This is a genomic window from Streptomyces sp. NPDC107471 (genome assembly GCF_055582845.1).
The window spans coordinates 816,453-839,059 of record NZ_JBVJPC010000002.1 but is presented as its reverse complement, the minus strand read 5'-3'; the positions used below and the strand labels follow the sequence as shown (position 1 = coordinate 839,059).

20 protein-coding genes and 1 pseudogene are annotated in these 22,607 nt (G+C 70.4%); 12 read left to right on the top strand and 9 right to left on the bottom strand.

Going from position 1 to position 22,607, the window contains the following annotated elements; all coding sequences use genetic code 11:
• Positions 1-13: 13 nt before the first annotated feature.
• The 3 genes from ACZ66S_RS08755 to ACZ66S_RS08745 all read right to left on the bottom strand — a co-directional run bounded on the left by ACZ66S_RS08755 (position 14) and on the right by ACZ66S_RS08745 (position 2,606).
• The gene (locus ACZ66S_RS08755; RefSeq protein ID WP_469900648.1) at positions 14-481 is read right to left on the bottom strand and encodes a VOC family protein; all 468 of its coding nucleotides are present in this window, start codon (positions 479-481) and stop codon (positions 14-16) included.
• A gap of 119 nt (positions 482-600) precedes the next feature.
• Positions 601-1,611 (bottom strand): EamA family transporter RarD, encoded by a 1,011-nt coding sequence (gene rarD / locus ACZ66S_RS08750; RefSeq protein WP_469900646.1) that lies wholly within the window; start codon positions 1,609-1,611, stop codon positions 601-603.
• Positions 1,612-1,751: 140 nt separating this feature from the next.
• Positions 1,752-2,606 carry an SDR family oxidoreductase gene (locus ACZ66S_RS08745; RefSeq protein ID WP_469900645.1) on the bottom strand — a complete coding sequence of 285 codons (855 nt, stop codon included), beginning with the start codon at positions 2,604-2,606 and terminating at the stop codon, positions 1,752-1,754.
• A gap of 91 nt (positions 2,607-2,697) precedes the next feature.
• Here ACZ66S_RS08745 and ACZ66S_RS08740 point away from each other — a divergent pair, with 91 nt between their 5' ends.
• A complete protein-coding gene (locus ACZ66S_RS08740) occupies positions 2,698-3,102 on the top strand; it encodes a winged helix-turn-helix transcriptional regulator (protein ID WP_469900644.1) in 405 nt (134 codons plus the stop codon).
• Between the two features lie 228 nt (positions 3,103-3,330).
• On the top strand, positions 3,331-3,900 hold the full coding sequence (locus tag ACZ66S_RS08735) for a DUF6082 family protein (RefSeq protein WP_469900643.1): 570 nt from the start codon (positions 3,331-3,333) through the stop codon (positions 3,898-3,900).
• Positions 3,901-3,918: 18 nt separating this feature from the next.
• On the opposite strand, the gene ACZ66S_RS08730 is transcribed toward ACZ66S_RS08735, so the two are convergent.
• From ACZ66S_RS08730 to ACZ66S_RS08705, 6 genes are all read right to left on the bottom strand, one after another.
• Positions 3,919-4,176, bottom strand: coding sequence for a hypothetical protein (locus ACZ66S_RS08730; protein WP_469900642.1), 258 nt, complete (start codon positions 4,174-4,176; stop codon positions 3,919-3,921).
• Between the two features lie 160 nt (positions 4,177-4,336).
• Complete coding sequence (locus ACZ66S_RS08725) at positions 4,337-5,416, bottom strand: 2-oxoacid:ferredoxin oxidoreductase subunit beta (protein ID WP_469900640.1); 1,080 nt, start codon at positions 5,414-5,416, stop codon at positions 4,337-4,339.
• Positions 5,409-7,337 carry a 2-oxoacid:acceptor oxidoreductase subunit alpha gene (locus ACZ66S_RS08720; protein ID WP_469900638.1) on the bottom strand — a complete coding sequence of 643 codons (1,929 nt, stop codon included), beginning with the start codon at positions 7,335-7,337 and terminating at the stop codon, positions 5,409-5,411. The genes ACZ66S_RS08725 and ACZ66S_RS08720 overlap by 8 nt, the downstream gene beginning before the upstream one ends.
• 276 nt (positions 7,338-7,613) lie before the next feature.
• On the bottom strand, positions 7,614-8,273 hold the full coding sequence (locus ACZ66S_RS08715; protein WP_028808164.1) for a response regulator transcription factor: 660 nt from the start codon (positions 8,271-8,273) through the stop codon (positions 7,614-7,616).
• A gap of 278 nt (positions 8,274-8,551) precedes the next feature.
• Positions 8,552-9,895 (bottom strand): sensor histidine kinase, encoded by a 1,344-nt coding sequence (locus ACZ66S_RS08710; protein WP_469900637.1) that lies wholly within the window; start codon positions 9,893-9,895, stop codon positions 8,552-8,554.
• A gap of 129 nt (positions 9,896-10,024) precedes the next feature.
• The gene (locus tag ACZ66S_RS08705; protein WP_469900635.1) at positions 10,025-11,248 is read right to left on the bottom strand and encodes a sensor histidine kinase; all 1,224 of its coding nucleotides are present in this window, start codon (positions 11,246-11,248) and stop codon (positions 10,025-10,027) included.
• 228 nt (positions 11,249-11,476) lie between these two features.
• On the opposite strand from ACZ66S_RS08705, the gene ACZ66S_RS08700 reads away from it, so the two are divergent.
• The 10 genes and pseudogenes from ACZ66S_RS08700 (at position 11,477) to ACZ66S_RS08655 (ending at position 22,508) form a co-directional block, all read left to right on the top strand.
• On the top strand, positions 11,477-11,899 hold the full coding sequence (locus tag ACZ66S_RS08700; protein WP_053848603.1) for an NADH-quinone oxidoreductase subunit A: 423 nt from the start codon (positions 11,477-11,479) through the stop codon (positions 11,897-11,899).
• Entirely contained in the window at positions 11,890-12,552 is a 663-nt protein-coding gene (locus ACZ66S_RS08695) for an NADH-quinone oxidoreductase subunit B (protein ID WP_469900633.1), read from the top strand. The genes ACZ66S_RS08700 and ACZ66S_RS08695 overlap by 10 nt, the downstream gene beginning before the upstream one ends.
• Complete coding sequence (locus tag ACZ66S_RS08690) at positions 12,549-14,537, top strand: NADH-quinone oxidoreductase subunit C (protein WP_469900632.1); 1,989 nt, start codon at positions 12,549-12,551, stop codon at positions 14,535-14,537. The genes ACZ66S_RS08695 and ACZ66S_RS08690 overlap by 4 nt, the downstream gene beginning before the upstream one ends.
• Entirely contained in the window at positions 14,534-15,502 is a 969-nt protein-coding gene (locus tag ACZ66S_RS08685) for a complex I subunit 1/NuoH family protein (protein WP_469900631.1), read from the top strand. Before ACZ66S_RS08690 ends, ACZ66S_RS08685 begins: the two co-directional genes overlap by 4 nt.
• Positions 15,503-15,504: 2 nt before the next feature.
• Positions 15,505-16,074, top strand: a complete 570-nt coding sequence (locus ACZ66S_RS08680; protein ID WP_469900630.1) for a NuoI/complex I 23 kDa subunit family protein — start codon at positions 15,505-15,507, stop codon at positions 16,072-16,074.
• A pseudogene (locus ACZ66S_RS08675) lies at positions 16,071-16,724 on the top strand (NADH-quinone oxidoreductase subunit J family protein); the annotation flags it as partial. The gene ACZ66S_RS08680 and the pseudogene ACZ66S_RS08675, both read left to right, overlap by 4 nt.
• Positions 16,725-16,960: 236 nt before the next feature.
• Positions 16,961-17,377, top strand: a complete 417-nt coding sequence (gene nuoK, locus ACZ66S_RS08670) for an NADH-quinone oxidoreductase subunit NuoK (protein WP_469900629.1) — start codon at positions 16,961-16,963, stop codon at positions 17,375-17,377.
• On the top strand, positions 17,374-19,368 hold the full coding sequence (locus ACZ66S_RS08665) for an NADH-quinone oxidoreductase subunit 5 family protein (RefSeq protein WP_469900628.1): 1,995 nt from the start codon (positions 17,374-17,376) through the stop codon (positions 19,366-19,368). The genes nuoK and ACZ66S_RS08665 overlap by 4 nt, the downstream gene beginning before the upstream one ends.
• Positions 19,369-19,374: 6 nt before the next feature.
• The gene (locus ACZ66S_RS08660) at positions 19,375-20,949 is read left to right on the top strand and encodes a complex I subunit 4 family protein (RefSeq protein ID WP_469900627.1); all 1,575 of its coding nucleotides are present in this window, start codon (positions 19,375-19,377) and stop codon (positions 20,947-20,949) included.
• Complete coding sequence (locus tag ACZ66S_RS08655) at positions 20,946-22,508, top strand: NADH-quinone oxidoreductase subunit N (protein WP_469900625.1); 1,563 nt, start codon at positions 20,946-20,948, stop codon at positions 22,506-22,508. Before ACZ66S_RS08660 ends, ACZ66S_RS08655 begins: the two co-directional genes overlap by 4 nt.
• Positions 22,509-22,607 lie beyond the last annotated feature (99 nt).

Below are 22,607 nucleotides of genomic sequence, written 5' to 3'. Positions count from 1 at the left end.
GGACCGCACGGGTTCAGTGGACGCAGAATTCGTTGCCCTCGGGGTCCGCCATCACCACCCACGCCCCCGACGGCTCGCTCACCTCGCGCAGCACCCGCGCCCCGAGCCCCGTCAGCCGCTCCACCTCCGCCGACCGCAGGCCCTCCCCGGGGTGCAGGTCGAGATGGAGCCGGTTCTTGACGGTCTTCGGCTCCGGCACGCGCTGGAACAGCAGCCGCCGCCCGAGCCCCGTCCCGCTGTCCTTGTCGTACGGGTCGTCCGGATGCCGTACGGCGACGAGGTCCCGGAAGGCCAGCCGGGCGTGGTACTCGACCGTGGCCTCGCGCGGCAGCGCCCCGAGTTCCAGCAGCCGCTGGATCAGGGCGTCGTTGTCCTCGGTCTCGTAGTGCAGCGCGGCGGCCCAGAAGTCGGCCTGAGCGTGCGGGTCGCCGGCGTCGACGACCAGTTTCCAGTGCAGGGGTGCGGGTGCGGTCCGGGTCATGGAGCCACTTATAGCCGCGAATGAGGTCGCGTGCTGTCCTAAAGGGCCCGTCCAGCTCTTCGGCGACCGGATCGGGAGGTCGGCGCGGTGACCGCGCTCCACGGCCGTGCGGCGGGGGTCTACGGCCTGGCGGCGGGCGAGTCCAGCGGCTCCGCGCCGCCCGGGGCCAGGCTCTCCGCCTTCGGTACGGCGACGCCGGCGGTGCCCGTGCTCATGGCGGTGCCGGCCCTGCTGATCCCCCTCCGGAACGTCCGCGCGGTGCGCAGGGCGTCAAAGGTGAGCAGCGCCAGGGCCAGCCAGACCAGCGCGAACCCGGCCCACCGCTCGGGCGGCATGGCCTCGTGGAAGTAGAAGATGCCGAGCATGAACTGGAAGACCGGGGCCAGGTACTGCAGCAGCCCCAGCGTGGACAGCGGCACCCGGATCGCCGCGGCGCCGAAGCACACCAGCGGGAGCGCGGTGACGATGCCGGTCGAGGCGAGCAGCGCCGCGTGCCCGGGACCCTCGGAGGCGAAGCTGAGGTCGCCCTGGCTGCTCAGCCACAGCAGGTAACCGAGCGCGGGCAGGAACTGGATCGCGGTCTCGGCGGCCAGCGACTCGACCCCGCCCAGGTTGACCTTCTTCTTGACCAGACCGTAGGTGGCGAAGGAGAAGGCGAGGGTGAGGGAGATCCACGGCGGCCTGCCGTACCCCACGGTGAGGACGACCACGGCGGCGGCGCCGGTCCCGACCGCCACCCACTGCACGCGCCGCAGCCGTTCCTTCAGCAGGAGCACGCCCATGGCGATGGTGACCAGCGGGTTGATGAAGTACCCGAGCGAGGCCTCGACCACATGGCCGCTGTTGACGGCCCAGATGTAGACGCCCCAGTTCACGGTGATGACGGCGGCGGCCACGGTGACGAGGGCCAGCCTGCGCGGCTGCCGCAGCAGCTCCCCGGCCCAGGCCCAACGCCGTACGACGACGAGCGCGACGGCCACGAAGGCGAGCGACCACACCATCCGGTGGGCGAGGATCTCGGCGGCCCCGGCGGGCTTGAGCAGCGGCCAGAAGAGGGGCACGAGCCCCCACATCCCGTACGCGGCGAAGCCGTTCAGCAGACCTATGTGCCGCTCGCCTCTCGACTTCACGGGCTTTCCTCCTCGCACTGTGCTCGCCTGCAAGAAGGTAACGCCGAGCACCCCCCACTGTCATGCCCGTATCGCCATACGGTCATGACAGGTGGGGGGTAGGGCGTTCAGGGGCCCGCGGGGGGAGTGTCCGCGGAGTGTCAGCCCTTGAGCGCGGCCTCGATCGACGCGGCGATCGGGGTGGCGGGGCGGCCGGTCAGCCGGGCCAGGTCGCCGGAGGAGACGATCAGCTCGCCCTTCTCGATGGAGGCGTCGACACCGGCGAGGATCTCGGCGAAGGGGGCGGGCAGCCCGGCGCCGGTCAGGATGTCGGTGAAGGCGTCGACGGGGACGGCGTGGTAGCCGATCTCCCGCCCGGTCTGCCGGCTCAGCTCGGCGGCGTACTCGGCGAAGCCCCAGGGCTCGTCGCCACCGAGCTCGTACGTCGAGTTCTCGTGCCCCTCGCCGGTCAGTACGGCGACCGCGGCGGCCGCGTAGTCGGCGCGCGAGGCGGAGGAGAGACGGCCGTCACCGGCGGCCTGGACCACGGCGCCGTGCTCCAGGACGGGGGCGAGGTTCTCGGTGTAGTTCTCGTTGTACCAGCCGTTGCGCAGCAGCGAGTAGGGCAGACCGGAGGCGAGCAGCGCCTTCTCGGTGGCCCGGTGGTCGTCGGCGAGCGCGGCGGTCAGGGTGCCGGGGGCGCTGGTGTACGCGAGGAGCGCCACGCCCGCGGCCTGGGCGGCGTCGATGACGACCTGGTGCTGGGCGGGGCGGCCCTTGTCGAACTCGTTGCCGGAGATCAGCAGCACCTTGTCGCCGGCCGCGAAGACGCTGTCGAAGGTCTCGGGGCTGTTGTAGTCGGCGACGGCTATCCGTACGCCCTTCTCGGCGAGGTCGGCGGCCTTCTCCGGGGTGCGGACGACGGCGGTGACCTGCTCGGCCGGGACCTTTTCGAGCAACTGCTCGACGACGTGACGGCCGAGGTGTCCGGTGGCTCCGGTGACGACGATGCTCATGGTGTGCGATCTCCTTTTGGGGTGCGTTGGCACTAACCATAGGAGAGGCGCTAACTCAGCGAAAGTACCCACTTTGAAGTAAGGTACTGACATGACAGTAAGTGCTGAGCGCATTCTGCTGGAGGCGGCCGCGACGGGCGAGGAGATGTGCCCCCACCGCCTGCTCCTGGAACACGTGACGAGCCGCTGGGGCGTCCTGGTCCTGCTCCACCTGCTGGACCGCCCGCACCGCTTCAGCGAACTCCGCCGGGCGATCGGCCGGGTGAGCGAGAAGATGCTGACCCAGACCCTCCAGACCCTGGAACGCGACGGCCTGGTCCACCGCGACGCCAAGCCGGTGATCCCGCCCCGCGTCGACTACTCCCTCACCGACCTCGGCCACGAGGCAGCGGAACAGGTCCGCGGACTGGCCCGGTGGACCGCGCGCCGGATGGGGGCGGTGCAGGAGGCGCGGGAGGTGTACGACGCGCGGAAGAGGGGCTCTGAGCAGGACTGATGCGTCCCGACGGGCTCGCCTGAAGGCATGTACACGGCGCCAGGGGGCACACATATGTCAGGGCGTTGGTCGACATGCGAGACGCGTCCACCCATGCGCCCCCTCTCCGCCTCCCGCGCCGCCTTGAGTCGACGGGCACGCTGGATGCGGAGTGCCACGCCCACCGTGTACCGCCCCGCCATGCCACCTCACGGCGCACGGTCACCGGATCCAGGGGGATGCCTTGACATGGCCACACAGACTCCGCACGCCCTCCGCAGCAGGATCGGTTCTGCTGTCATGCGGGGGCGTGGCCTGATGCGAGCCTTCTTCACACGGAGGGATCGCCACCGACGCCAGGGGGACGTCCTGCTGGAACTGCTGGGTCAACTGACGCTGATGACAGAGGAGATTCACCGGGCGAACCTGATCCAGCAATACAGGCTGACACTGGAGCAGATGGACCGGATGGTCGATGACCCCTCCATGGCCGAGGTCGCAAGCACCTTGTCGGGACTCTCGGAGGCCAGACGTCGTCAGATGATCTTCGCCAACAGGCAGTACGGCAACCTGCTGCTGTCCCATCGCGTCGGTGCCTGCGACTGGGACGAACTGCTGGGCCACCTGCGTGTGCTGTGTCGTAACCCTCTCTTCGCCGAGTATTGGGACCGCACGGTCGAGCACCGCAGGAGTCTTCCGTCGGATTCGCTGGAGGCGCAGGTCGGCGCCGCCGTGGACGTCATGTTGGAGGAACTCGCCGACGACCCGGAGCAGTGGTGGATCGTGGGTCCGGCGCCACCCACCGAGCGCACGTCGTGAAATCCGGTGTCGGGGAATTCAGGCGTCAGGAATATCTCGCTTGGCTCGGATCAGGGTTTCCCGGTCGACCACCACGATCCGCTCATGGGTGGCCCGTTTCACGCCGTGGGGGAGTCTGGCGTCCAGGGAGGCAGTGGCTTCCGTGCCGATGACTGCGAAGCTGCCGTCGCTCAATTCGAAGACGTCAGGGCAGGTTTCAGCGGTCTGACTGTTCCGGGCCTTGGGTGGGTCTCCGATACGGCGGACGATGCTGACACTGGGAAGTTCGCGGGACACTTGGGGCCTTCTTTAGTGACAAGATCATGGATTTCGCAGCCTGCATTAACGACTGTCGCCCTAACTGCGACATGCCCTAATTTTGATCGAATGTAGCCCCAATGTACGAAAATGACCCGCAGAGGGGTCCGGCGTGTGAGCACGTCGGACCCCTCCTTGATCAGCCCACAACCGTCCAGGTATCCCCCCCGGCCAACAGCGCCCCCAAATCCCCCTTGCCGTTCTGTTCGATCGCTGTGTCCAACTGGTCCGACATCTGGGTGTCGTACACCGGTCGTTCCACTGAGCGGAACACGCCGATCGGGGTGTGGTGGAGGGTGTCCGGGTCGGCCAGGCGGGAGAGGGCGAAGGCGGTGGTCGGGGACGCGGAGTGCGCCTCGTGGACCAGGATCTGCGACTCGTTCGACGGCGTCACCGGAACCACCTTCAGGTCACCCGTCCCGGGGTCCCGGACCACGCCCTTCGACAGCTCCGCGCCGAAACGGATCGGCTGCCCGTGCTCCAGCCGGATCACCGCCTCCTCCGCCTGCTGCTTGTCCTTCAGCGCCTCGAAGGCCCCGTCGTTGAAGATGTTGCAGTTCTGGTAGATCTCGATGAGGGCCGTACCCGGGTGGGCGGCAGCCTCCCGCAGCACCGACGTGAGGTGCTTGCGGTCCGAGTCCACCGTCCGCGCCACGAAGGACGCCTCCGCACCGAGGGCGAGGGACACCGGGTTGAAGGGCGCGTCCAACGACCCCATCGGCGTCGACTTCGTGATCTTGCCGACCTCGGAGGTCGGGGAGTACTGCCCCTTCGTGAGGCCGTAGATCCGGTTGTTGAAGAGAAGGATCTTGAGGTTGACGTTGCGGCGCAGGGCGTGGATGAGGTGGTTCCCGCCGATCGAGAGCGCGTCGCCGTCACCCGTGACCACCCACACCGACAGGTCCCGGCGCGACGCCGCCAGCCCCGTCGCGATCGCCGGCGCCCGCCCGTGGATGGAGTGCATGCCGTACGTGTTCATGTAGTACGGGAACCGCGACGAGCAGCCGATGCCCGAGACGAAGACGATGTTCTCCTTGGCCAGCCCCAGCTCCGGCATGAAGCCCTGGACCGCCGCGAGGATCGCGTAGTCACCGCAGCCGGGGCACCAGCGGACTTCCTGGTCGCTCTTGAAGTCCTTCATGCTCTGGCGCGCCTCGGCCTTGGGGACGAGCGAGAGTGCCTCGATCGTGCCCGTGCCTTCCGTGGACGTCTCAGCCATCGATGGCCTCCTTCAGAGCCGTGGCGAGCTGTTCGGCCTTGAACGGCATGCCGTTGACCTGGTTGTAGCTGTGCGCGTCGACCAGGTACTTCGCCCGGACCAGGGTCGCGAGCTGCCCGAGGTTCATCTCCGGGATGACGACCTTGTCGTACGCCCTCAGCACCGCGCCCAGGTTGCGCGGGAACGGGTTGAGGTGGCGCAGGTGGGCCTGTGCGATCGACTCGCCGGCCGTCCGGAGGCGACGAACCGCGGCCGTGATGGGCCCGTACGTCGATCCCCAGCCCAGCACCAGCGTGCGGGCCTCGTGCGGGTCGTCGACCTCGAGATCCGGTACGTCGATCCCGTCGATCTTGGCCTGGCGGGTGCGGACCATGAAGTCGTGGTTGGCCGGGGCGTAGGAGATGTTGCCCGTCCCGTCCTCCTTCTCGATGCCGCCGATGCGGTGTTCGAGACCGGGTGTGCCGGGCACGGCCCAGGGGCGGGCGAGGGTCTGCGGGTCGCGTTTGTAGGGCCAGAAGACCTCGGTGCCGTCGTCCAGGGTGTGGTTCGGGCCCTGCGCGAACTGCACGGTCAGGTCCGGGAGCTCGTCCAGCTCCGGGATCCGCCAGGGCTCGGAGCCGTTGGCCAGGTAGCCGTCGGACAGCAGCATCACCGGGGTGCGGTAGGTCAGCGCGATCCGGGCCGCCTCCAGCGCCGCGTCGAAGCAGTCGGCCGGGGTGCAGGGGGCCACGATCGGCACCGGCGCCTCGCCGTTGCGCCCGAACATCGCCTGGAGCAGATCGGCCTGCTCGGTCTTGGTCGGCAGCCCGGTCGAGGGGCCGCCTCTCTGGATGTCGATGACGAGGAGCGGCAGCTCCAGGGAGACCGCGAGCCCGATGGTCTCCGACTTCAGCGCCACACCGGGGCCACTCGTGGTGGTGACGGCCAGGGACCCGCCGAAGGCCGCGCCCAGCGCCGCCCCGATGCCCGCGATCTCGTCCTCGGCCTGGAAGGTCCGTACGCCGAAGTTCTTGTGCTTGCTCAGCTCGTGCAGGATGTCCGAGGCCGGGGTGATCGGGTACGAGCCCAGGAACAACGGCAGGTCCGCCTGGCGAGACGCCGCGACCAGCCCGTAGGACAGCGCGAGGTTCCCGGAGATGTTGCGGTAGGTGCCGACCGGGAAGGCCTTCGTCGCCGGCGCGATCTCGTAGGAGACCGCGAAGTCCTCGGTCGTCTCGCCGAAGTTCCAGCCCGCCCGGAAGGCCGCCAGGTTCGCCTCGGCGATCTGAGGCTTCTTCGCGAACTTCGTCCGCAGGAACTTCTCCGTGCCCTCGGTGGGCCGGTGGTACATCCACGACAAGAGGCCGAGCGCGAACATGTTCTTGCTGCGCTCGGCCTCCTTGCGACTGAGGTCGAAATCCTTGAGGGCCTCGACGGTCAGCGTGGTCAGGGGGACCGGATGAAGGCTGTATCCGTCGAGCGAGCCATCTTCCAGCGGCGAGGCCGCGTACCCCACTTTCTGCATCGCCCGTTTGGTGAACTCGTCCGTGTTGACGATGATCTCCGCGCCGCGCGGCAGATCGGCGATGTTGGCCTTCAGGGCCGCCGGGTTCATGGCCACGAGCACGTTCGGCGCGTCGCCCGGCGTGAGGATGTCGTGGTCGGCGAAGTGGAGCTGGAAGGAGGAGACGCCCGGCAGGGTTCCGGCAGGGGCCCGGATCTCGGCGGGGAAGTTGGGAAGGGTGGACAGGTCGTTGCCGAAGGACGCCGTCTCCGAGGTGAAACGGTCACCGGTGAGCTGCATCCCGTCGCCGGAGTCGCCCGCGAAACGAATGATCACCCGGTCGAGGCGGCGGACGTCCTTCACGCCGGCCTCTTTGCGCTGCTCTCCCACGACGGCTTCGTCGGCCTGCTCCGCTGGGCTGCTGACCTGACTGGTCACTGAACTGGACCTCCCTCTGGGCGGCTGTTCGGGAGCGGCCTTCCCGCAGGCCTTCCCAGGATCAACCCTACGACCGCAGGGGTCGCCTTCCCTCGGCCATTCGCATGATGGACGTGGATTTGAGACGGTACAAAGCCATGACTTGACACGATTTACTCGCCCCCCGGCGCTTTCCTTGAAGACGCTCCCTCATCGTTCTCCGGTTCTCGGTCCCGGCGGCCCGCCGCCCTGTCGGCCGGCCGCCCTCGCCCTGACATCTGACACGCTGTCAGACGGTCAGGAGTTCAGGTAGGTCAGCACCGCCAGCACCCGCCGGTGGTCCCCGTCGCTCGGCGACAGCCCGAGCTTCAGGAAGATGTTGCTGACGTGCTTCTCCACGGCCCCGTCGCTCACGACGAGCTGGCGCGCGATCGCCGAGTTGGTGCGCCCCTCGGCCATCAGTCCCAGGACCTCCCGCTCCCGGGGCGTGAGATGGGCGAGCACGTCCTGCTTACGGCTGCGGCCCAGGAGCTGGGCGACCACCTCGGGGTCGAGAGCGGTGCCGCCCTCGGCCACCCGCACCACCGCGTCCACGAACTCACGCACCTCCGCGACCCGGTCCTTGAGCAGGTACCCCACCCCGCGGCTGGACCCGGCCAGCAGCTCGGTGGCGTACCGCTCCTCCACGTACTGCGACAGTACGAGTACCCCGAGACCGGGATGTGCCTTGCGCAGTTGTACGGCGGCTCGCACGCCCTCGTCCGTGTGCGTCGGAGGCATCCGCACATCGGCGACCACGACGTCGGGCAGCTCGCCCTGCGCATCCAGTTCACCGATGGTCTTGATCAGTGCTTCCCCGTCGCCCACTCCGGCCACGACGTCGTGCCCGCGGTCGGTCAGCAACCGGGTCAGGCCCTCCCTCAGCAGCACTGAATCCTCGGCGATGACCACCCGCACCCTGTCCTCCACGACTCTCGGCCCCCCAGCCCACTGCCAGCCACCCGCTGGACAAGTCCAGCATTCCAGCATTCGGATGCGGAGGGGTGCGAGCAACGGGATTAGGGGGCCGGAGATACGAACAAAGGGCCGAGAACGGGGGGCCGCAGCCGGAATCCGGCCATGCGGGGCGCGGGGGCGTCCCAGCCCGTCCGGCGTATGGGAGGGGACGGGAGAGAGGGGACGGGTGAGCGGGCGGCGAGGGCTGAAACCCCCGCCGCCCGCTCACCCAGGACCCGTCACACCCGCTCGCCCCGCCACGGCAGCTCCGCCGTCACCCGCGTCGGCCCACCGACCGGCGAGTCGACCACCAGAATCCCGTCGACCGCGTCCAGCCGTTCCGCCAGCCCCGCCAGCCCCGACCCGGTGGACGCGTCGGCGCCGCCCACCCCGTTGTCCACGACCTGGAGCATGAGCCGGTTCTCCACCCGCCACACGTCCACCGCGGCGAACGTCGCCCGGGAGTGCTTGCTGATGTTCTGCAGCAGCTCGGAGACCGTGAAGTACGCGATCCCCTCGATCGCCGGTGCCGGCCGAGCGGGCAGGTCGACCTCCACCTGCACCGGGACCGTGCACCGGGAGGCCACCGACGACAGGGCGGCGTCCAGCCCGCGGTCGGTCAGCACCGCGGGATGGATGCCCCGCGCCAGGTCCCGCAGCTCCTGGAGCGCCGTCTTCACCTCGCCGTGCGCCTCGTCCACCATCCGGGCCGCCGCCGCGGGATCCTCCGTGAGCTTCTCCTTCGCCAGCCCGAGGTCCATGGCCAGCGCCACCAGCCGGGCCTGCGCCCCGTCGTGCAGGTCCCGCTCGATCCGCCGCAGGTCCGCGGCCGCCGTGTCCACCACGACCCCCCGGTCCGACTCCAGCTCCACCACCCGCGCCGACAGCCGCGTCGGCCCCAGCAGCCCGTGCACCATGACCCGGTCCACCGTGGTCAGCGCCCGTACGATCCACGGCGTGGCCAGCGTGAACAACAGTCCCACCAGCGCGGTCACGCCGATCTCGAACGGGTTGTCCAGGTAGATGTGGTGGGTCTCGTCACCGTAGAGCTGAAGCCCGTCCTGGCCGACGTACGCCGGGAAGACCCAGAACCACAGCGGGTACGTCAGCAGCGCCCAGCCGTACACCCAGAAGTTCACCGCGACGACGAACGAGAACAGCGCCCACGGCAGGTGCACCACGGAGTACAGCAGCGTCCGCCAGGACGTCCCGCTCTTCAGGACCGCCCCGATCCACCCCATGAACCCGGACTTCCGCAGCCTGAGCGGCTCCGGGTCACCGACCTCCAGACCCAGCAGCCCCCGCGCCCGTGCCCGCTCCAGCGCCCCCAGGCCCCGGCAGCCGGCGAGCCCGGCCGCGAAGACCGGGATCCCGAGGAAGGTCACGAGGAGTCCGGCGCCCAGCGAGATCATCGTGATGGCGTAGGCGAACATCAGGACGCTGATCGGCAGGCTCAGCAGCACATATCCGAACTCCCGCCAGGTCCGCCCCTCGAACGGCGCCCGCAGCCCGGCCGGCACCCGCTGCCGCCGTGCCGTCTCGGGGAACCCGAGCCCACTGTCGTACCCGTAGTCCGTGGCCATCGACGTCGTCCTTCTTCTCTCGTCCCGCGCCTGTGGTGTCGTACCTCCACCCTGCTGGGCCGCAGCTCAACGGACCATGGAGGCCGTCGGCGTCTTGGGAGGGGGGTTTTCCCCACCCCTCCCCCGTGCCTACGACCGTTCCGGGACCCGGTCCCGCCACGGCAGCTCCGCCGTGACGACCGTCGGGCCGCCGGGCGGGGAGTCGATGACGAACAGCCCGTCGACCGCGTCGAGGCGCTCCGCGAGCCCGCGCATACCGGTGCCGCCGTCGAGCCGGGCACCGCCGCGGCCGTCGTCCCACACCTGGATCAGCAGCCGGTCCTCCGCCCGCCACACGTCCACCGACGCCGACCGCGCCCCGCTGTGCTTGCTGACGTTCTGCAGCAGCTCGGAGACCGTGAAGTACGCGATCCCCTCGATCGCCGCGACCGGCCGCGCGCCGAGATCGGCGGTCACCTTCACCGGCACCGTGCAGCGCGAGGCCACCGACGACAGGGCCGCGTCGAGCCCGCGGTCGGTCAGCACGGCCGGATGGATGCCCCGCGCCAGGTCCCGCAGCTCCTGGAGCGCCAGCTTCACCTCGCCGTGCGCCTCCGCGACCATCGCCTGCGCGTACTCCGGGTCCTCCAGGAGCTTCTCCTTCGCGAGGCCGAGTCCCATGGCCAGGTTGACGAGCCGGGCCTGTGCCCCGTCGTGCAGATCGCGCTCGATGCGCCGCAGGTCGGCGGCGGCCGTGTCGACCACGACCCCCCGGTCCGACTCCAGTTCGGCGATACGGCGTTCCAGCTCGTCGGAGGGCGACAACAGTCCGCGCACCATCGCCCGGTCGACGTTGGCGAGGCCCCGCGCGATGAACGGCAGCACCGGCCACAGCACGAACAACGAGGTCAACGTGATCGTGAAGGTGAGCACCCCCCAGGGCAGCCGGATGAAGTCGTACAACACCGTCCGCCAGCCCACGGGGTCCTTCACGCCCAGCCAGAGCTGGGCGAAGAAGCCGTTGCCGCCGTTCTTGGTGCGCCAGGGCAGCCGGCTCGGTTCGTCCACCCGCACCCCGAGCAGTGCCCGGGCGCGCGCCCGCTCCAGCTTGCCGAGCTGCCGGGCGCCCAGCAGGCCCGCCGCGAGCAGCGGGAGTCCGATCACCGTGACGGTCAGCCAGAAGCCGGTGAACAGCACCGTCACGACGTAGGTGAAGCCGAGGATCGACACCGGGAGGTTCGCGAGGAGATGCGCGATCTCCTTCCAGGTGTGCACGTCGTAGGCGAAGCGGGCCGGCGGCGGCCGCCCGTCGTCGGTTCCGCCGTCTCTGCCGGTGGTCACGGCACGGCTCGGAGTCGAGTGGCGTTCGGTCATATGGGCTAGCGTGCCGCGCGGGACCGCCGCGCGCCATGAGGCGGACCGCCGCGGCGTGCGGGGGAAAACCCCACCTCGGCCTTTCGAATGGCTTTCCTCGGGTGACGGGCTGCTTACCGTCCCTTTATCAGGGCCTAGACTCCCGTGCGTACAGATCGTCGAACAGTGTCTTCGGGTGATCGATGTGATCACCGTGACCAGCGTGTTCACAGGGAGCGAGGGGCGGACGTGCCGGAACCGACCGTCGTCGATGCAACCGTCGTCGATCCGACCGTCGTGGCGGCGGACTACTTCCAGTCGTACTCGGTCGTCGGACTGCTCGCCGTCGTCGGCGTGCTGTTCGTCGCGGTCGCCTTCGGCGCCGGACGGCTGCTGCGACCCGTGGTCCCCACCCCCGAGAAGCTCCTGACGTACGAGTGCGGGGTCGACCCCGTCGGCGAGGGCTGGGCCCACACCCAGGTCCGCTACTACGTCTACGCCTTCCTCTACGTCATCTTCGCCGTCGACTCGATCTTCCTGTTCCCGTGGGCCACGGTCTTCGCGGCACCCGGCTACGGCGCGACCACCCTCGTCGAGATGTTCATCTTCCTCGGCTTCCTCGCCGTGGGACTGCTGTACGCGTACAAGAAGGGTGTCCTGGCATGGACGTGACCCCCTCGGAACCCGTTCTGCTCCCGGAGCCGAAACGGCTGGGCGCGCTCGCCCGACTCGCCCCCGAGCCGATGAAGGTGATCCTCAACTGGGGCCGCCGGTACTCCCTCTGGGTCTTCAACTTCGGTCTCGCCTGCTGCGCCATCGAGTTCATCGCCGCGTCCATGGCACGCCACGACTTCATCCGCCTCGGCGTCATCCCGTTCGCCCCGGGCCCGCGCCAGGCCGACCTGATGGTCGTCTCCGGCACGGTCACCGACAAGATGGCACCCGCGGTCAAGCGCCTGTACGAGCAGATGCCGGAGCCGAAGTACGTCATCTCCTTCGGCGCGTGCAGCAACTGCGGCGGCCCGTACTGGGACTCCTACTCCGTCACCAAGGGCGTCGACCAGATCATCCCCGTCGACGTCTACGTCCCCGGCTGCCCGCCCCGCCCCGAGGCACTGCTCCAGGGAATCCTGAAGCTCCAGGAGAAGATCGCGCGGGAGTCGCTGGGGGAGCGGTACGGGACACCCTCGGGCGGCCCTTCGACGGCCGCGCTCCAGAGCGGACTGGTCCTGCCGCCGACGCCGGGTTCGGGTCCCGCTTCGGGTTCGGCTTCCGCTTCGGGTTCGGGTTCGGGTTCGACTTCGGGTGAGGAGGAGGCGAAGTGACCGCCGTCGGCTGGCTCCCCGCCCCCGCCGAGGAACTCTTCGGCCCCGAGGCCACCGCCGAGGAGTCCTACGAGGTCCTCACGGTCGACGTTCCGCCCGCTACCTGGCTCACCGCCCTGCGCGTCGCCCGCGACGAACTGGGCTGCACCTACTTCGACTGGCTCAGCGCCGTCGACGAACCCGGCACCGGCTTCCGCGTGGCCGCCCACGTGGCCGCCCTCTCACCGGTACGACGTCTGCTCCTGCGCACGACGATCCCCCACGAGACCCCGGTGCTGCCCACCGCCGTCGACATCTACGCGGGCGCCGCCTGGCACGAGCGCGAGACCCACGAGATGTTCGGCGTCACCTTCGAGGGCCACCCCTCCCTGGACCACCTCCTGCTGCCGGAGACCTTCGAGGGCCACCCCCTCCGCAAGGACTTCGTCCTGGCCGCCCGCGTCGCCAAGGCCTGGCCCGGCGCCAAGGAACCGGGCGAGTCCGAGCACGGCGGCCCAAAACGCCGCCAGATGCTCCCCCCGGGAGTCCCCGACCCCAACGAATGGGGCCCCCTGAAGGGCCAACTCCCCCCACCCCCCGCCCGCCCCACCCGCACTTCCTCAGCAGACCGCCCCACCCGCGCAACATCAACAGACCGCCCCCCTCGCCGAACCCGCTCGTCCGCGGAGGGGTCGGCGAGCCAGGGGGAGGGGACTGGGGTACCGGGAGCGGGTGCATCGGCCGCGGGTACTTCGGCTGCTGCGGGGGCTTCGGGCGCGGCGGCGGCTGGTCCGCGTCGGGCGCGTTCGGCTGCGGAGGGGTCGGTGAGTCAGGGGGAGGGGGCTGCGGCTCCGGGTGCTGCGGGGGCTTCGGGTGCTGCGGGTGCGGCGACGGCTGGTCCGCGTCGGGCTCGTTCGGCTGCGGAGGGGTCGGTGAGTCAGGCAGCGGCGTCGGGTGCTGCGGGTGCGGCGGCTGGTCCGCGTCGGGCACGTGCGGCCGCGGAAGGCTCGGCCAGCCAGACAGAGGTGTCCGCGGGTGCGGGCCCGGAGGGCTCGGGGAGTCCGACGGCGGCGCCCGGGAAGGCGGGCGCGCCCGGCGCTGGTCCGCGTTCCGCGGGTACGGCGGACGAGGGCTCGGCGAACCAGGCCGACCCCGGCACGACGGGGAGCACGACCCCTACCTCGCCGACAGGTGGACCCCGGCGGGCACGTACTGCCGCGCAGGGGTCGGTGAGCCAGACGGCACCCGGAGCCGACGACACCGGCGCTGACACCGGCACCGGTTCGGCGGCCCCGGCCGACGGAACGCCCGAATCGGAGTCTCCGGCAACGGACCTTCCTGTGCCCGCGTCGGATGCCTCGACCGAGGGATCACCGGCACGCGCGTCGGACACCCCGGCTCCCGATGCGCCCGCACCGCAGTCCCCGGAAGCGTCGACAGGCGGCGCACCCCGCGGTCCCCGTCGAGCACGCTCCGCCTCGGGCGGTTCCGCGAGTCAGAGGCCCACCGCGACCGGCTCCGATCCGTCGACCGACGACACCAGCACGCACCCCGCGGCACCGAAGCCCTCCACGGCTCCCCGCAGCCCGGACGCACCGTGGCACCACGCCCGCCCGGCCTTCGACGACCCGGAACCGAAGCGGACCGCCACTCCCGAGGACACCGGAGCCTCCGAACTCCCCTCCACATCCCGGGCCAGCGAAACCCCGTCCCGGCGTCCCGACGATCCCGGCGCCCACAAGGCCCCCGGGGAGCCAACGGCGTCAGCGACCCCGGCGCCGACGACTCCTCCTGCTGCCGAAGAACCCACGGCCGCCGAAGACCCCCAGGTCCGGGAGGAGCCGACGACTTCCGAGGAACCCCTCGCGACGGACCCCCCGACCCCCGAGGACTCCGAGGCCCCAGACGGCCCCGCCCCCGAGGACCCCACCCCGGACAAGCGCTCCACCCCCGATAAGCCCCGCACCCCCGACCACCCTGACAACCCCGCCGGAGGCCCGCAGTGAACGACGCTCTCGACGTCGCCCTGCGACTCCTGATCGTCTTCGTCGTCTTCCTCACCTTCCCCCTGATCATCGGTCAGACCGAGCACAAGGTGATGGCCCACATGCAGGGCCGCCTGGGCCCCATGTACGCCGGCGGCTTCCACGGCTGGGCCCAACTCGTCGCGGACGGCGTGAAGTTCGCCCAGAAGGAAGACGTCGTACCGGCGGGCGCGGACCGCCGTGTCTTCCAACTCGCCCCCGCCGTCGCCCTCCTGCCCTACCTGATCGTCCTCCTCGCGATCCCGATCGGCCCCGGCGAGGGCGCCGTCGGCGAGGTAGTCGACGCCGGCGTGTTCTTCGTGCTCGCCGTGATGGGCGTGGGTGTCCTCGGCTCCCTCATGGCCGGCTGGGCCTCCGCCAACAAGTTCTCCCTCCTCGGCGGCCTGCGCACCGCCGCACAGCTCCTCGCCTACGAACTCCCCATGCTCCTCACCGCCGCCTCGGTGGCGATGGCGGCCGGAACCGTCTCCCTCCCCGGCATCCTCGACGCCTTCGAGTGGTGGTGGCTGCCCTGGCAGATCGTCGGCGCGATCGTCTTCTTCGTGGCCGGACTCGCCGAACTCCAGCGCCCTCCCTTCGACATGCCCGTCGCCGACTCGGAGATCATCTTCGGCGCCTACACCGAGTACACCGGCCTGCGTTTCGCCCTGTTCCTCCTCGCCGAGTACGCCGGGATCGTCGTCCTGTGCGGCCTGACCACCGTCCTCTTCCTGGGCGGCTGGCACGGCCCCTGGGGCGCCGACGGTCTCGGCTGGGTCTGGACCCTCCTCAAGACGGCCCTGCTCGCCTTCGTCGTCATCTGGCTCCGCGTGACCTACCCCCGCCTGCGCGAGGACCAGCTCCAGAAACTCTCCTGGACCCTCCTCGTCCCCCTCTCCCTCGCCCAGATCGCCCTCACCGGCATCGTCAAGGTGGTGATCCAGTAACCATGGCCCCCATTCCTGGCTCGGGTCTGGCCAAGGGCCTGGCCGTCACCCTGCGCACGATGACGAAGAAGACCGTCACCGAGCAGTACCCCGACGCCCAGCCCGACCTCCCGCCCCGCACCCGCGGCGTGATCGGCCTGTTCGAGGAGAACTGCACGGTCTGCATGCTCTGCGCCCGAGAGTGCCCCGACTGGTGCATCTACATCGACTCCCACAAGGAGACGGTCCCCGCGGCGACCCCCGGTGGCCGTGAGCGCAGCCGCAACGTCCTCGACCGCTTCGCCATCGACTTCTCCCTCTGCATGTACTGCGGTATCTGCATCGAGGTGTGTCCTTTCGACGCCCTGTTCTGGTCCCCGGAGTTCGAGTACGCCGAGACCGACATCCGCGAGCTCACCCACGAACGGGACAAGCTCCGGGAGTGGATGTGGACCGTCCCGGCCCCGCCGGCCCTCGACCCCGGTGCCGAGGAACCGAAGGAGATCGTCACGGCCCGCAAGACCGCCGAGAAGCTGGCGGCCGCCCAGGCCGAACCGACCACGCCGGCCGATCCCCAGGGGGACGAGTCGTGACCCTCGCTCAGGAGACGCACGGCTTCCTCTCCCCGACCGGCGTCGAGATCGCCTTCCTCCTCGTCGGCCTGGTCACCTTCGGCGCCGCGATCGTCACCGTCACTACCAGGCAGCTCGTGCACGCCGCCCTGTGGCTGGTGGTGGCCCTCGGTGGCCTCGCCGTCGAATACCTCCTGCTCACCGCCGAGTTCATCGCCTGGGTGCAGGTCCTCATCTATGTCGGTTCCGTCGTCGTCCTCCTTCTGTTCGGTCTGATGCTCACCAGGGCACCCATCGGCCGCTCCCCGGACGCGGACTCGGGCAATCGGTGGGCCGCCCTCGCTGTGGCCCTCGCGGCGGCGGCCGCTCTGGTCTGGGTGGTCGCCGACGCCTTCCGCACCACCTGGATCGACCTCGACGGCCCCGCCGCCGGCTCCACCGAGGTCACCGGCGCGAGCCTCTTCCAGAACTGGGTCCTCCCCTTCGAGGCCCTCTCCGTCCTGCTCCTCGCGGCACTGGTCGGCGCGATCGTCCTGTCCCGCAAGGCGAAGGCGGAGTCGAGCTCTCCCCCTGTGAACTCCCGGGCCGGGACCGGTGGTTCCCCATACGTCCCGGATTCCCGTAATCACCCGATCGGGCGAAATAAGCCGGTCGCGGGAACCTCGACGTCCAGGGGGAACCAGACGTCCACGGGAACGGAGGCGTCCACGGGAACGGAGAGGTCCGAGGAATCGGAGGCGTCCAAGGGAACTGAGACGCCCGGGGAATCGGAGGCGTCCAAGGGGACTGAGGCGACCGAGGGCACGGCCGCCCGCAAGGAAACGGTCCCGGCCAAGGAAACCGCCCCGCCCAAAGGCGCCGCGCCCGCCGAAGGAACCGAGTCGGCCGAGCAGGAAGGCGCCCGCTGATGCACCTCGCCTACCCCGCCGTACTCTCCGCCCTCCTCTTCTGCACCGGTCTCTACGGCGTCCTCGCCCGCCGCAACGCGATCCTCGTCCTGATGTCGGTCGAGCTGATGCTCAACGCCGTCAACCTGAACCTGGTCGCCTTCGACGTCTGGCTCAGCAGGACCGCCGAGGAGACCCTGCACTCCGGACAGGCCCTCACCCTGTTCACCATCGCCATCGCCGCCGCGGAGATCGGCATCGGCCTGGCGATCGTCCTCGCGGTCCACCGCAACCGCGGCACCGCCGACATCGACAGACTCCGCGACACGGCCGAGGGCCACGGCCCCGACGACCGTGACGACTCCGACAGCGAAGCCCACCCGGCCGAGCAGGCCGAACGATCCGGGCGGACCGGGAAGGCTGAGGCCACCGCGTGACCACGACCACCCTCGCCGTCCTCGTCCCCCTCCTTCCCTTCCTGGGCGCCGCGGCCGGCCTGCTCCTGGGCCGCACGGCCCCCGGCTTCGTCCGCCCGCTCGCCGTCCTGCCTCCCCTGGCCGCCCTCGCGCTCGCCGCGGTGGTCGCCGTACGCCAGGGCGGCGACCAGACGGTGAACGCCGCCACCGAACTCACCCCGACCGGCTCGGTCCCGATCGAACTCGCCCTGCACATCGACGGCTTCGCCGCCCTCGTCGCCGTCCTGGTCGGCCTCGTCGCCACCTGCGTGCAGGTCTACTCGACGGGCTATCTGCGCGACGACCCGCGCTACCCCTCGTACGCCGCTCTCGTCTCCCTCTTCACCTCCGCGATGCTGCTCGTCGTCTACTCCGGCGACGTGATCGTGCTGCTGGTCGGCTGGGAGATCATGGGCATCTGCTCGTACTTCCTGGTCGGCCACTACTGGGAGACCCCGGAGGCCCGCGCCGCCTCCCTCAAGGCCTTCCTGGTGACCAAGCTCGGTGACGTCCCCTTCCTGATCGGTCTGTTCGCGCTGGCCACCGACGCCGGGTCGTTCCGGATCACGAAGGTCCTCGCCGCCGTCGCGCACGGCGGACTCGACCATCCGACCCTGATCGGCCTGCTCCTGCTCGCGGGCGTGGCCGGCAAGTCGGCGCAGTTCCCCCTGCACACCTGGCTTCCGGACGCGATGGCGGGCCCCACGCCCGTCTCCGCGCTGATCCACGCCGCGACGATGGTCGCCGCCGGTGTCTACTTCATCGCCCGTCTCCTCCCGGTTTTCGAGGCCTCCCAGGCCGCGATGGTGGTCCTCGCCGTCATGGCCGCCGTCACGATGCTGGGCTCCGGACTCGCCGCGCTCGCGCAGGACGACATCAAGCGCGTCCTCGCCTACTCGACGATCGGTCAGCTCGGCTACATGACCGGCGCCCTCGCCGTCGGCGACCGCGGTGCCGCCGTCTTCCACCTCCTGTCCCACGGCGCCTTCAAGGCGCTGCTGTTCCTCGCGGCAGGCGTGATCATCCACGCCGCCGGCACCAACTCACTGGCCGCCATGTCCCGTATGAAGGACCTGCGTGCCCGTGTCCCCGACGCCTTCTGGACGATGACCGTGGCGCTCCTCGCGCTCGCCGCGATCCCGCCCTTCAGCGGCTTCTTCTCCAAGGAGTCCGTCCTGGGCGCGGCTGAGCACGTCGCCACCGGCCACACCGAGCACGCTCCCGGCGCCGCCGGCTGGATCACCCTGGTCGCGGGTCTCGTCACGGCCCTGCTCACCGCCGCGTACGCGACCCGCCTGTGGCTGCTCGCCTTCCAAGGACGCGGCACCGAGGCCCCCGACCACGGCCGTCAGCCGCTGACGATGAACGCGGTCCTGTGGGTCCTCGCGGCCCCCTCCCTCGCCCTCGGCGCGTTCGCCTACCGCGTGCTGCCCGACTGGTTCGACGGCCGCGACCTCACCCCGACCCTCACCACGTCCGTCGTCGGCACCGGCGTGGCCCTGATCGGCGGCATCGTCACCTACGCGGCCTGGCGGCACACCAGCACGGCTGCGGCCCGGGTCCCGCTCGGTGCGGTCGCCGCCCACCCCGAGGGCGACGCCGGACTGGTCGAGGCCGAGGCCATCGCCACCCACGAGCCCGCCTACGGAGACGTGGCCTACGCGGCCGACCCCGCCGACCCCGGACGGCTCCTGCTCGGCCCGCTGCACCGCCCCGCCGCCGCAGGCTTCCACCTGGACGCCCTGTACACGGCCCTCTTCGTCCGCCCGGTCCGAGCCGCAGCCGACCTCGTCCGCTTCCTGGACCGCGAGGTCGTCGAGACCTACGTACGCGGCGCGGGAGCACTGCCCCGCTGGCTCGGCGTCGCCGTACGACGCGCCCAGACCGGCAATCTCCAGACCTATATGAGCGCGCTGCTCGCCGGCACCGTCGTCCTCGCGGTCGCCGTCGTCCTCGTCGCCACGGGAGCGTGAGCAGGCGTGATCGATATCAACGAGTCCGTGATGCAGTTCCTTCTGGCGTTCGTCGTGGTCGGCCCGCTCCTCGGTGCCGTCACGGCTCTGCTGCCCGCCCCGCCCGGGCTGAAGGGGAAGTCACCCGAGCAGGCCGTACTGCGGCACGGCGTGACCGTCACCGGCGTGGTCCTCATCGCCGCGATCGTCCTCGCGCTCGGCTTCGACCACGACCATCCCTCGAAGATGCAGGCCACGACCGACATCAGTTGGATCCCCGCACTCGACGTGCGCGTCCACCTCGGCATCGACGGCATCTCCCTCCCCCTTCTGGTCCTGACCGCGCTGCTGACCTTCCTCTGCGCGCTCTACTCGTACTTCAAGATGCCGTCGGGTCCCTCCCCGAAGGCCTTCGTCGCGCTGCTGCTCGTCCTGGAGTCCGGCACCCTCGCGACCTTCGCCGTCCTCGATCTGCTGCTGTTCTTCCTCGCCTTCGAGACGGTGCTCATCCCGATGTACTTCCTCATCGCCCGCTGGGGCGGCGCGGACCGCCAGGCCGCCGCCTGGCGCTTCATCCTCTACACACTGCTCGGCTCGGTCGTCATGCTGCTCGGCCTGCTCCTGATCGGGATCAAGGCGGGCACATTCGACATGGTGGCACTCGCCACTGACAACGGCCGGTCGCTGACCGCGTCCGTGCAGGTCATCGCCGTTCTGGCGATCGGGATCGGGCTCGCGGTCAAGACCCCGATGTGGCCCCTGCACAGTTGGCTGCCCGACGCCCACACCGCCGCCCCGACCGTCGGCTCGGTCCTGCTGGCCGGCGTCCTGCTGAAAATGGGCACGTACGGGTTCGTCCGCATCCTGCTGCCGATCGCACCCGACGGCTTCCACGACTTCGCGCCCTACCTCGCCGTTTTCGCCGTGGTCGGGATCATCTACGGATCACTTGCCTGCCTCGCCCTCGCCAAGCGGGGCGCGAAGGGCGACCTCAAGCGCCTCATCGCCTACTCCTCCGTCGGCCACATGGGCTTCGTCCTCCTCGGCATCGCCACCATGACCCCGACCGGCGTGAACGGCGCCCTGTTCGCCAACATCGCCCACGGCCTCATCACCGGTCTCCTGTTCTTCCTGGTCGGCGCCCTGAAGGACCGCACCGGCACCACCGACCTCGACACCCTGGCCGAGGAGACCGGCGCCGCCCTGTACGGCAAGGCCCCCCGCCTCGGCGGACTGCTGGCCTTCGGTGCGGTCGCCTCGCTCGGCCTGCCCGGCCTCGCCGGATTCTGGGGCGAGATGCTGGCGCTCTTCGGGGCCTTCGACCCCGCGGACGGCCTCAGCCGCCCCGCCTTCCTCACCTTCATGGCGATCGGCGCGTTCGGCACCCTTCTCACGGCCGCGTACATGCTCCTCGTGGTCCGCCGCGTCTGCATGGGCGCCGCGCCCCAGGACGCGCCTCAGCTCGCCGACGTGCACACATACGAATTCGCGGCATGGACGCCGCTCGTCGCTCTCACCGTCGTGGCGGGCCTGTGGCCGAAGGCCCTCCTCGGCCTCACCAACCCGGCCGTCCAGCAGCTCCTCGCAGGAGGCAACCGATGAGCACCCTGGCCGCCACGGCCCCGCCATTGGCTTCGTCGGCCGAGCCGCTGACCACGGCAGCCGGGAACCTCGTCCAGTCCGTCGACTGGCTCGCGATCGCCCCGCCGACCCTCGCGGCGATCGTCGGACTCGTCGTCCTGGTCGCCGACCTGTTCGTCGGCGAGCAGAAGAAGGCCCTGCTCGGGTGGGTCTCGGTCGTCGGCCTGGCCGCCTCGGCGCTCCTGCTGCTGCCCCTCCTGGACGGCGACCGCAGCACCTTCTGCCTGACCGGCGACGACAGTGTCTGCAGCTACACGGCCGACCGCTTCACGCTCGTCATCCAGTTCCTCGTCCTCGGCGGAGCCCTCCTGGCCGCCCTCCTGTCGGTCACCACCCTCAAGGACGCCGACAAGAGGATGCCCGAGGGGGAGTACTGGTTCCTGCTGCTCTCCTCGGCCGCCGGCGCCGCCCTCCTGCCGGCCTCCCGCGACCTGGCCACCCTGATCGTCGCCCTCGAAGTCGCCTCCCTGCCGGCCTTCGCCCTCGTCGGCATCCGGCACGGCGACAGGAAGTCCTCCGAAGCGGCCCTGAAGTTCTTCCTGTCCTCGGTCACCGCGACCGCGGTCAGCCTCATGGGCATCAGCTTCGTGTACGCCTCCACGGGCACCCTCTACCTCACCCAGGTCGCCGAGCGCATCCAGCACGTCGACGGGCAGCTCCACACCCTTGCCCAGACCGGCGTCGTCCTCACCCTGGTCGGCTTCGCCTTCAAGACCGCCGCCGTGCCCTTCCACTTCTGGGTGCCCGACACCTACGTCGGCGCGCCCCTCCCGATCGCCGCCTACCTGTCGGTCGTCGGCAAGACGGTCGGCTTCTCCGGCCTGATCCTCGTCACCGTCGTCGCCCTGCCGTCGTACGCCGACGTCTGGGGCCCGGCCCTGGCCGCGCTGGCCGCCCTCACCATGACCGTCGGCAACGTCGGCGCCCTCCGGCAGCAGGCCACGCGCGCGTACAGCGCCGTACGGCTGCTCGCCTGGTCCTCGGTCGGCCAGGCCGGCTACCTCCTCGTCCCGATCGCCGCCGCCGCGTACTCCGACGACGCCGAGCGGTCCGTCGGCTCCACCGTCGCCTACGCCCTCATGTACGCCGCCGTGAACCTCGGCGCCTTCGCGGTGGCCGCGCTGGTGGGCCGTACGAAGGCCGCGAACCGCATCACCGACTACCGCGGCCTCTACGCCACCAACCCGCTCGCCGCGCTCCTCCTGGCCTTCTTCCTGCTCTGCCTGGCAGGGCTGCCGCCCGGCATCATCGGCCTGTTCGCCAAGGTCACCGTCTTCTCGGCGGCCGTCGACGCGGGGCTCGGCTGGCTCGCCGTGGTCATGGCCGTCAACGTCGTGATCGCGCTCTTCTACTACCTCCAGTGGACAACCCTGCTGTTCCGGGCCCCCGAAGGCGAACCCGCCGCGCACCGCGTCCCCGCCCCCCTCACGATCGCCCTCGCGACGACCGGCGTCCTCGGTGTCGCCCTCTCGGGCGCGCCCCAACTCGTGCTGCGCTTCGCCGACACCGGACTCTTCTGAACCGGCCCTTCCCGAACCTGAACCGGTCTCCCCGACGCCGTCACCCGGACGGCCCACCTGGGCCTCCGTGCGCACAAGGGAACTAGTGGCCCTCGCCTG

Excerpts from the sequence above, each read along its gene's own strand:
- ACZ66S_RS08755 (WP_469900648.1), bottom strand. The coding sequence starts at position 481 with ATGACCCGGACCGCACCCGCACCCCTGCACTGGAAACTGGTCGTCGAC.
- ACZ66S_RS08745 (WP_469900645.1), bottom strand. The coding sequence starts at position 2,606 with ATGAGCATCGTCGTCACCGGAGCCACCGGACACCTCGGCCGTCACGTC.
- ACZ66S_RS08740 (WP_469900644.1), top strand. The coding sequence starts at position 2,698 with ATGACAGTAAGTGCTGAGCGCATTCTGCTGGAGGCGGCCGCGACGGGC.
- ACZ66S_RS08735 (WP_469900643.1), top strand. The coding sequence starts at position 3,331 with ATGGCCACACAGACTCCGCACGCCCTCCGCAGCAGGATCGGTTCTGCT.
- ACZ66S_RS08725 (WP_469900640.1), bottom strand. The coding sequence starts at position 5,416 with ATGGCTGAGACGTCCACGGAAGGCACGGGCACGATCGAGGCACTCTCG.
- ACZ66S_RS08710 (WP_469900637.1), bottom strand. The coding sequence starts at position 9,895 with ATGGCCACGGACTACGGGTACGACAGTGGGCTCGGGTTCCCCGAGACG.
- ACZ66S_RS08705 (WP_469900635.1), bottom strand. The coding sequence starts at position 11,248 with ATGACCGAACGCCACTCGACTCCGAGCCGTGCCGTGACCACCGGCAGA.
- ACZ66S_RS08695 (WP_469900633.1), top strand. The coding sequence starts at position 11,890 with ATGGACGTGACCCCCTCGGAACCCGTTCTGCTCCCGGAGCCGAAACGG.
- ACZ66S_RS08680 (WP_469900630.1), top strand. The coding sequence starts at position 15,505 with ATGGCCCCCATTCCTGGCTCGGGTCTGGCCAAGGGCCTGGCCGTCACC.
- nuoK (WP_469900629.1), top strand. The coding sequence starts at position 16,961 with ATGCACCTCGCCTACCCCGCCGTACTCTCCGCCCTCCTCTTCTGCACC.
- ACZ66S_RS08655 (WP_469900625.1), top strand. The coding sequence starts at position 20,946 with ATGAGCACCCTGGCCGCCACGGCCCCGCCATTGGCTTCGTCGGCCGAG.